This is a genomic window from Kaistella sp., assembly GCF_041824135.1.
In the GTDB taxonomy this organism is placed as follows: Bacteria; Bacteroidota; Bacteroidia; order Flavobacteriales; family Weeksellaceae; genus Kaistella.
Map to the genome: position 1 here is coordinate 26,409 of NZ_JBGZYM010000082.1, position 10,538 is coordinate 36,946.

The window sequence follows — 10,538 nt, forward strand, 5'->3', positions numbered from 1 at the left end:
TTAAATATATGAAGCAAATCAGTTTTTTTTCAGTCTTTCTGATGATTTTTGTCCAGGCACAGAAATTTCAACCAGCGGTAGTCACTCTTAATAACAATGATCAGGTAGCGGGAAGTGTTGCATACAATACGCCAGTGCTCACGCCGCAAACATTTGAATTTAAAGACGCCTCAAATCAATTAAAAAAAATTGGAATGAACCAAATCAAAGAAGTTGATGTTACTGCTAAAACAAAATTTATAAAAGCGGATATTGAGATTTCAAGACATTCTGAAAACTTCCAGACCTTAGATCAAAATAAGGATTTCAATCTTAAAAAAGAGCAACATTTTATCGAGCAAATTGTATTTGGAAAGTACAATCTTTACAAATTTGCTGATAATAGAAATAAAGCATATTACTATTCTACCGCAAATTCAGACGGAATTAAACCGCTTTTATTTAAAGAATATTTTCTGGACAATGGTGACAAAACCAGCAACAAGGAATATGTAACAACGCTCCAGAACTTAAATTGTGGCAATATCGATTTTAATAATGTTCGCTACGTTGAGAGCAGTTTGATCAACTATTTTAATAAGATTAACCAATGTGATGGCGTAACATCCACCAAATATGAGAAAGCGAAAGGATATATGGAGCATAAAGTATTCGCGTTATATACTCAGAAACAAGAATTGAGCGAAGCTGGTTTCGGCGGCGGATATGAATTTGAATATCACCTTCCTTTTAACAATTACAGTTTTGCCGTGGCGGCTGCACCTGGATTTACTATTTATAATATAGACGAAAATGTGGAGCTTTCTCCTTATCACAGAGCTTACACCAGGATTATTTCACTACCTGTTCTTTTAAGATATTATCCAGTGAAGACCAAGGATTTTAAATTGTATGCTTCTTACAGTATCGTGAATTTTTCACAAGTGACTGATGAATTTATTCGTTACAATAATAGCAAAGAATCACACAAATATTTTACTGCTTTTGTCAATAATTATTTTGAAGTTGGGGCAAGATATAAAGCAGTTGAAGGATTTGCGAGATTTAATTCAAAACTTGTAGATAATGCCATTTCAGTAGGATTAAAATATAATATATATTCTACAAAAAAATAAGAGAGGCGATTATAAAATCGCTTCTCTTACTCGTGTTAATTTCTGTAATAATTCTTCCAGTTTATCCAATCGAAGCATGTTGGCTCCATCAGAAAGTGCACAGCTTGGATCGGGATGCGTTTCGATGAATAGTCCGTCTGCACCTACAGCAATTCCTGCTTTGGCAATGGTTTCAATAAGTTCTGGTCTGCCACCTGTTACGCCAGAACTTTGATTCGGTTGTTGCAAAGAATGGGTCACATCTAAAATAACAGGCGAATAATTTCTCATGGTCGGTATTCCTCTGAAATCAACCACTAAATCGGTGTAACCAAAAGAATTTCCTCTTTCGATAATTGCGGTTTTAGGATTCCCCGAATCGTTTACTTTCTGCACTGCAAACTGCATCGATTCAGGAGAGAGAAACTGGCCTTTTTTCAAACTCACACATTTCCCCGTTTTTGCCGCAGCGATCAATAAGTCGGTTTGACGAACTAAAAATGCAGGAATTTGTAAAACATCAACATATTGAGCTGCTAAAGCTGCATGTTCATTTTCGTGAATATCGGTTGTGGTAGGAATATTAAAAGTTTCTCCTACTTTACGTAGAATTTCCAAAGATTTTTCTTCGCCGATGGTGGTGAAAGAATCTACTCTGCTTCGGTTGGCTTTTTTAAAACTTCCTTTGAAAATATATGGAATTTGATATTTATTAGTCATTTCCACAATTTTCTCCGCGATATTTAAAGCCATTTCCTCCCCTTCAATAATGCACGGTCCGGCAATCAGGAAAAAGTTTTTTGAATCTTTGTGATGAATGTTTTCTAAGTATTGAATCATTTATAATGTTTGATATTGAAAATTGACGTTTAAAATCTCTAGATATTTACAAAAATACGGAATTTTTCAATTAAATTTCTCATCAGTTTTCTTAAGTCCAAATGCTTTTTGTAAAAAAAAAACAGGCTCTAGCCTGTTCTACTTAATTATTTTATATAATCATTGATTTGTCCAACTTCAATCTCTTTATCAATTTCAGGTTTGGTATAAACTTTATATTTGTTGCAATTGCCTTTTAAAGGTTCGATAAAATACTGTACCCCATTTTCCAGAAAAGCGCCGCTCATTGTTTTTGGTAAAATGGTAAGCGTTATTAATTTAGAATCATCAGCTGATTTTCCTTTAAAGATTTTTACATTTGGAACTTCCACTTCTGAAAAACTTCTCTTCTGTAAATTAAATAAAACAGGTTTTCCATAAACATCAAAAAGATTGATTGTAGCTGCTTTTTCCTGATTTTGCTTTTGCAGATTTATAAACTCTTTATTCCATTTTCTCACATTGAATTTAAAAATATATTCTTTCGGGTTCTGTCCGAAAACGAATCCAAAAAGAAGCAGACAAACTATTAGTAAAGTACTTTTCATAATATTTTAATAAAAAAAGCCACCCTGCGATGGCTTTTTCAAAGTTAATTATTTTTTAATAATTTTTTCCTGATGAACTACTTTTCCCTCATTTAATAATAGAAGAAGGTAAGTTCCCGTTTTGACACGGCTAAAGTTTATCTTATCGTTTTTGAAAACATTGGTATCAATCAATCTTCCGGAAACATCAAAAATTTGATAACCTGTTATGTTTTGTTTGCTCTTAACAGTCAGATAATTATCGACAGGATTTGGAGCTAGCAAAAATTCTTTAACCGAATTTGCATTTTCTATTGATGCTAAAACAGCATTCAATTTCAAAGATCTTTCATTTCCACTTAGTGCAAAACACGTTCCCGCAGTTGCTAATTCTGCAACGGTTTGATTAACGAAGAGAGAACTATTAGTTGCCGTAGGGAAAGAAATTCCTTTCACGGTATAAGTTCCAGCTGGTAAAGTAGAGAAATTTGCGGTTGAGCTCACCGCTTTTATTTTATTGTCTGCATTATTAATCGCTACGAAAGTATAACTGTAACCTGCCGGTGTTGCTAATGGATTGTATAGACTTCCTGGTCCCGTACTGGTAACATTGTAAGTTAAACTATTTGGAGGATTACTAAAGTTAGAAATTACTGCATAATAGGTTACCCCTTCTTGAAGTATCATACTTTGAGTGGAGGTGGTTGAAGTATAACCACCTGCACCATTATAGTTGGCATTAGAAGCTACAAAATTTCCTAAGGTGTATGGTGATCCAGAATGAATGGTTACCAGTAAAAAACCGCTTGATTTAGTAAAGACATAGCTTCCGGCTTTGGTCACTCTAAAACTATAGGTCACAGAAGGATAATTACTAGCAACTAGCATAGGACTTGTACTTGTAGCATCATTGTATGAAAAGACGTTATTCAGCGTTGCAGTACTGTAATCGATATTTTTAACAGTAAAAGAATTGCCCGCTGCGACCGGCGCTACCATATTTAGATTGCTCTCCGCAGATCCAACATTTGTGTTAACAGAAGTGGTAGGAGTAATAAAAGATTGATAAGCATTGCAAGTAGAAGTAATGGTAAAATCGTTATCCGATACATCAAAAAATTCTGCATTGGGATTAATAACTGCAACTATTTTAACTCTCGCACTTGAAGTACCAGGTACATTGGGAATTGTAACAGATTGCGAACCATCATTTGGCGTATCCATCGCTAGTTCATAAGGAAAACTGCTGCCACCATCTAATGAAAGTAAAATATTTACTGTTGATTTTAAAGCACTTGTTCCATTAACATTCCATGTAATATTTGTTGCAGATGAAGCAGCTACCGTGATACCTGCCACTGAGGGATAGGTAACTTGGAGCGGTCCGCTGTCATCAACAGTCACAGCGATTTCATCAGAATCTACACCGCCTGATAATGCATTGTTATCTCTTACGGTAAATCTAAATTTCATATTGCGAGGTACTGCTGGAAGCACTTCGGCTTCATTAACCGGCGGTAAATTTTGGTTATTTAAAACATAGATCAACTTAGGAAATGTTCTTTCTGTGCTTGAAGTACTTTGCTCAGATCTAAACAAGGGCGCACTGGCAGTACTATTGCTTGCAACGTATCCACCTGCACCAGCCACTGTGCTACCAAAAGCACCTTTATCATTTGCACTTGCATTATCTGCCTGTTCCCAGGTGTAAGATAAATTGATATCATTAGGGTCGGTTCCAGAACCATTTAATTTAAATGGAGTATTTTTTGGAATCGTAATATCTAGTCCAGCATTTGCAACAGGCGATTGATTTGCTGTACTTTCTGTTGCAAAACAGTTCGCACCTCCTGTTAAATTATTAGTAATCTGATCCAAGCTTTTTGCGTTGAAATAACTTAGACCGTTGTTTCCACTATTGGTTTGATTATTCGGCACTGTACAATTATTTCCATAGCTCATAATGGTTGTACCAGCGCCAGGTTCTACAGCTGCTGTACTGCTCCATCCAGAAGTACAGAAAGTTGGGCTACCACTAGTTCCACCAACTGCATTGTAGGTATGACCTGCTGTAAATTGATGACCCATTTCGTGCACAATGAGATTTGCTGTAATTGCTTTGGGCATGGTAATATTCCATTGACTCCAAGCTCTTGCTTTTGATGTTGAGTTGCAAGGTTGATTTCCAGCCTGTCCTTGTGCGCCACCGCCTGTCACAATATGGAAAGTGTGTCCAATGTCATATAATGAATAGGGCAAAGTCTCATTGGTGTTCATCGTATTAAAACCTGTTTGAGAATTTGCGGCACTCGCAAAAGAAGGATCTACTGTAAATGGATCGGAAGCTGGATTTGTAAATATTAAGGTTTTGTCAGTTGTTTTCGATATTACATTAAAAGTCATTGATACTTCAGATTCGTAAATTAAATTAATTAAATTAAGCATACTTAAAGCTTCTGCTAAGGCATTATCTTGGTTTCCTGCAAATGCCTGAGTAAATTCTCCGGTCGTCGCGATTGCCATTCTGAATTTTCTTAACTGGTTTCCATAAGGAAAATTGGGTGCAGAAAGTTTTGAGGAAAGATTGTCTTTTACTGCAATTAATTCTCTCATCAAATCAGAATCTGCGGCATTATCGCAGCTGAAATTAACTCCGAAATCAGCGAAGGCTGGGTAAATTCTATAATTACCAGACGAGGTCTTGTAAGGTTCAACATAAAAATAGCCTTCCTTATTTTTGACGATCGCTATAATATGATCTTCAAATAGTGAAAGTTTTAATTTGGAAGTTCCATCTGTAGAGACACCGTCGAAAGTAGTTACCTTACTTGCTCTTTCGGTGGTTAAATCATTTTCAGTCAAACTGTAAAGCACTTTTTCACCAGAAAAATTGGGCAAAGTAATACTCAAATTTTTAATTCTTTTAGGTGAAGATTTCTGTGTATTAACAGAGTTTTGCAAAGAAAGTAATGCAATAGGATACACCTTTCCAGGGATTTCGTCTTCTGTGTTTTGTTGGGAATTTACCATTCCGAACGAAAGCATACAAATAAGTAATAATTGTTTCATGGCGTTGGTTTTTACAAATGTAATACAACGACATAAAATTTTCATGAGTGATTGCACCCCTTAATTAATTAAATTGAAGGTACTTATTGTTTCAACAAAAAAAATAGAAATTGAAGTAAAAAGAGCTAAGCAACCTAATGGCTATTAGATTTTAGTTAATTTATAAAGTGGTTAAGCGCTCCTTCAAGGATCTGAAAGTACAACTCAAATCAATGCGAGATATTTTTCTTTCATTTCATCTGATAAAAATGAACATTCAAAAGAATTGCGAACCAATTGTTTTACGTCTTCTAATGATAAATTCAATGCCTCGATACACGCCAGATAATTTTCGGTAACATACCCACCAAAATAAGCGGGATCATCTGAATTTACTGTTACTTTTAGACCTAAATCCAACATCTTTTTTAAAGGATGATTTTCAATGTGATCAACATTTCTTAAAGCAGTATTTGAAAGCGGACAAACTGTTAAACCAATTTTGTCTTTAACTAATCGTTCAACTAATTGAGGATCAGACAAACAATTATTTCCGTGATCGATTCTGGCAACTTTTAATAAATCCAAAGCTTCATGAATATATTCTGCGGGACCTTCTTCGCCAGCATGCGCTACAGGAATGTAATCTTCTTTAATCGAAGCTTCAAAAACTTTCTGAAACTTAGATGGAGGATTTCCCTTTTCCGAAGAATCCAGTCCAACTGCTTTGATCAGGTGTTTGTAAGGAAGTGATTGCTCTAATGTTTCAAAGGCATCTTCTTCGGATAAATGACGCAGATAGCTCATAATTAATAATGAAGAAATTCCGTGCTCTTTTTCGGCTTGTTCTCTGGCACGCTGGATTCCATTAATTACCGTAGAAAATTCAATACCTCTTTTGGTATGTGTTTGTGGATCGAACATGATCTCTGTATGCACAACATTTTCTTTGGCGCACTGATTAAAGTAAGCCATCGTTAAATCATAGAAATCCTGTTCGTGAATAAGAACATTTGCACCAGCGTAATAAATATCTAGGAAATCCTGAAGGTTACTGAACTGATAAGCCTTCTTGACATCTTCAACACTTTTGTACGGAATTTTGATGTTGTTCCTTTGGGCAATTGCAAACATCAATTCTGGTTCAAAACTCCCTTCGATATGAAGATGTAATTCTGCTTTTGGAACTTCTTTGATATACTCTGAAACGGTCATTTCTTACTAATTTTAAATTAATGCAATTGTTTATTGAGTCGCTTTCATAATTGCTGAAGTGATCTGGCTTTCCTTTTCCTTGGAATAAGTGGAATCGTAAGGTTCCATAATGTCGAATAAATAGGTGTAGAAAGGCGTTATCTTCTGAACATTTTCTGCTTCTTTAAAGGCTTTTTCTTTACCCATTGTTTGTAGATCTTTTATGAAAACGTTGAATTTCTTGTCAATCGGTTCAATCGATTTCACCAAATAATCGTAACCTTTTGCCTGTTGTCCAATTTTGGTGTAAGCATCGGCAACTGCACCAACAACTAATGAATATTCCATTGGTTTGGTTCGCATTTGTCTGATTACGAAACGTTGCTCTTTTGCTGATAGACCATTGTAATAATCGTATTCTGTAAAAATCCCTTTCTTCAATTCGTCGGCGAGTTTTAAACCCTTCTGCTCTTGGCCAGCAACAATATAACCATAAACCATTGAACTTAAAGAACGTGGATCATTGTACTTCGCAACTGGAATTTCTTTCGAGGCTAAATCCAATACTTCAACTGCTTTTGCTTTTTGTCCGGAAAGTGCTAAAGCTTCTGCCGCGCGGCTTGCGGAACTTCTGTAACTCACAATATTCTGCGTACATGTTTCATCAAAGTGAACACTTAAGTCTTTGAAATTTCCCCACTTATAATTTTTAACAATATTGTAAAGTGAATTCGCATCTACTCTACCCATTTCTCCGTCTTGACGTTCTTTGGTTTCGATTGGAACTAAGCGATAACTGAATCCATCATATTGCAGATAATCTCCTAAGAAGAATAAATTTTCAGGATCGTAAATTCCACCTGAAGAGAAATTGATCGGACGTTTCCAATCGAAGTTCGCCAGAATATCCATCAACAATAAATTGTTTTTGAACATACTCGTTTTCTTGTAATCAATCGTAATTTGATCTAGCGTACTTGCTAAATCTTTTTGCGCGATGGTTCCTGATTTTAATGCATTTGCTTTATTTACCGGCAAGATAAATTTAGAAACTGGCAAGAAATTGAACTTCTCATATTTAGCTTCACCAAAGATCATTTTCAAAATCTGGTCTTTATCATCAGATTTAATTTTAATAAAGTTGACCGCTTCTTTTAAAGTCATTGAATCTTGCGTCAAAAATTTTCTAAACTCAGGAAAAACGCTATCCGGCGCACCTTGCTCTTTCATATTGGCAAAGATGTTTTCCCAATCTTTTTTACTCATTAAGAATATTTGATCATTCGTTCCATCACGATAATCTTCATGAACAAAAGTAGAAGGAACCGGCATTGAATTATAAGTTCTTCTCTTAACCTGATCGATATTCCACGGTGTTGAAAGCAATGTGAAATTCACCACTTTTACATCGTCCCTAAGTCCTGATGTTTCCTGCATTCCCCAAATTGGATAGGTATCGTTATCACCATAAACAAAGAGAATATCATTTTTCGGTAAAGATTTTAAAGTTGAATAAGCGTAATCATAAGCAGTGTATCGCCCGCTTCGATCGTGAACGTTATAATTCTGAAAGCCCATCATTAATGGAACTCCTAAAAGAATTACTCCAGCGCCGATATTTAAAGAATTTGATTTCACTTTTTCCTGCAAATACCAGAGAATGGCTCCGGCACCGAGACCGATCCAAATCGCAAATGCGTAGAAGGAACCAACCATGGCGTAATCTCTTTCCCGAACTTCAAACGGTTTGACTCCAGTGTAGAAAATAATTCCAACACTCGTTATTATAAATAAGGACAGGATGGCATAAAATCGCCCGAAATCCCGATTGAGTTGAAAGAAAAATCCGATTAACCCCAACAATAAAGGCAGGAAGAAGAAGCCCACAGTACTTTCATTTTTAAATTTAGCCGGCATTTTACTCTGATCACCGTACATGGCGTTATCGATAAACGAGATCCCGGAAATCCAGTTTCCACGATTGTTTTCCATATTTCCTTCAAGGTCATTTTGTCGACCAACATAATTCCACATCAGATATCTTACGAAGTAATAACCATTTTGGAAGGTGAAGAAATAATCTAAATTTTGTGCTAAAGAAGGTCTTTGAACATTGATTAAATTATAAGGTTTTACCTGCAAATAATCGTCTGCTTTGATGGTTCCTTCCTCATACTTTTTTCGTAGATCATCAAATATTTTAATTGCTTCCGGATTGTCAGCAACATCTTCGTTGGCATAATTAAAAGAGAAATCGGGCGCACCATACATCGAAATGTAATTTTCCATCACGCCTTTATCTTCATTAAACATTCGAGGCAAAAAGCTTACATGTTCTTTGCTGTAAACATAATTGAAGCGTTCACCTACTTTTCGATACATTTTTGCCTGGTCATCTTTTTCGTAAACGTCACCCGTTTTTGTAGTTTTATAACTTCCGTCTTCGTTTTTCTGAATTCCATTAGCATCTAAAGTTGCCGTATAATTTTGTCCGTAAGAAGTTGGCCAGTCACCGTATTGTTCCCGATTGTAATAATCGAGCATTCCGATGGCGTTATCTGGGTTATTTAAGTTCATTGGCGGATTTGCAATTGCCCGAATTGGAATAACCATCCAGCAAGAAAAACCAATCATCATATAAACTACAGAAAGAACCATTGTATTATAAAGACTCTTTTTGCTTTTTCGAGCATATTTTAGTGCGAAGTAACAAACTGCAATTAATATAATAAAGGCGATGATCGTTCCTGAATGAAACGGCATTCCAAGTCCGTTCACAGCAAATACTTCCATCTTTCCAAATAAAGTCATTATTAAAGGGAAGATTCCTTTAAATACAATCGATAGAATTGCTAAGGTAATCACGTTTGCCCAAAGAAAAATTTTCCAAGAAAAGGTGTAGTTTCGAGCATAATAAATAAAGCAAACTGCTGGAATCGCTAACATGCCCATCATGTGAACACCGACTGATAAACCGGTGACAAAGAATATTAAAATGATCCAACGTTCATTATCGCTCTCTAAATATTCATTTTCCCATTTGGTTATTAACCATAATAATAGAGCGATAAACATGGACGCCATTGAATAAACTTCCCCTTCTACAGCTGAAAACCAAAAGGTATCTGAAAAAGTAAAACATAAAGCGCCAATTACACCGGCAAATAAAATAGAAATTTCTTGGTGCTTGGTAATATCATTAAAATCTTTATGAAGCAATCTTCTTACAAGATGCGTAATGGTCCAAAAAAGAAATAGTATTGTAAATGCACTGAATAAGGCTGACATTGAATTGATGACTACCGAATAGTTCTCGCCATTCCCAAAAGCAAACACAGCGGCAACGGCACCAATTAGCTGAAATAAAGCCGCTCCCGGAGCATGGGTAACTTCTAGTTTTACGGCAGAAGAAATATATTCTCCCGTATCCCAAAAACTAAAATTCCGTTCCATGGTAGAGAGATAAGTAAAGAATGCAATAACGAATACCACCCATCCCAACAAGGTATTCCACTTTTTAAAAGACCAATTTTTCATAGTAAATTTTCAATGTTGCGAAAATAAGGTTTTTAACTTATTATATGTTCATTTTAACAAAATTTAAGCATGTGGCTTGGTTTTTGCGAAATGGCAGACCGCCATAAACTGCATGATTGAATGACATATCTCATAGTTTGAAACACAAACTCAGGTATTAATTGTTCAATTATTTATTTTTTAGTATTTTTGCAGACGGTTTTAATTGACTAAAATGACGAAATAATGACTAATGTTCACGATAACATTCTAGGCCTAA

The 10,538-nt window shown here is 35.5% G+C and carries 6 protein-coding genes; 1 reads left to right on the forward strand and 5 read right to left on the reverse strand.

Going from position 1 to position 10,538, the window contains the following annotated elements:
• The first annotated feature begins 8 nt into the window (after positions 1–8).
• Positions 9–1,115 (forward strand): hypothetical protein, encoded by a 1,107-nt coding sequence (locus ACEYOS_RS09820; protein WP_373739317.1) that lies wholly within the window; start codon positions 9–11, stop codon positions 1,113–1,115.
• Positions 1,116–1,124: 9 nt separating this feature from the next.
• Here the strand turns inward: ACEYOS_RS09820 and kdsA are convergent, their stop codons facing one another.
• The 5 genes from kdsA to ACEYOS_RS09845 all read right to left on the reverse strand — a co-directional run bounded on the left by kdsA (position 1,125) and on the right by ACEYOS_RS09845 (position 10,279).
• Positions 1,125–1,934, reverse strand: a complete 810-nt coding sequence (gene kdsA, locus ACEYOS_RS09825; RefSeq protein ID WP_373708510.1) for a 3-deoxy-8-phosphooctulonate synthase — start codon at positions 1,932–1,934, stop codon at positions 1,125–1,127.
• A gap of 146 nt (positions 1,935–2,080) precedes the next feature.
• The gene (locus tag ACEYOS_RS09830; protein ID WP_373708511.1) at positions 2,081–2,521 is read right to left on the reverse strand and encodes a hypothetical protein; all 441 of its coding nucleotides are present in this window, start codon (positions 2,519–2,521) and stop codon (positions 2,081–2,083) included.
• A 48-nt stretch (positions 2,522–2,569) separates the two neighbouring features.
• Positions 2,570–5,569: a reprolysin-like metallopeptidase gene (locus tag ACEYOS_RS09835; RefSeq protein ID WP_373708512.1), complete on the reverse strand. Its 3,000-nt coding sequence runs from the start codon at positions 5,567–5,569 to the stop codon at positions 2,570–2,572.
• 204 nt (positions 5,570–5,773) lie between these two features.
• Positions 5,774–6,763: an adenosine deaminase gene (locus ACEYOS_RS09840; protein ID WP_373708513.1), complete on the reverse strand. Its 990-nt coding sequence runs from the start codon at positions 6,761–6,763 to the stop codon at positions 5,774–5,776.
• 30 nt (positions 6,764–6,793) lie between these two features.
• Entirely contained in the window at positions 6,794–10,279 is a 3,486-nt protein-coding gene (locus tag ACEYOS_RS09845; RefSeq protein ID WP_373708514.1) for a DUF2723 domain-containing protein, read from the reverse strand.
• Positions 10,280–10,538: the final 259 nt, after the last annotated feature.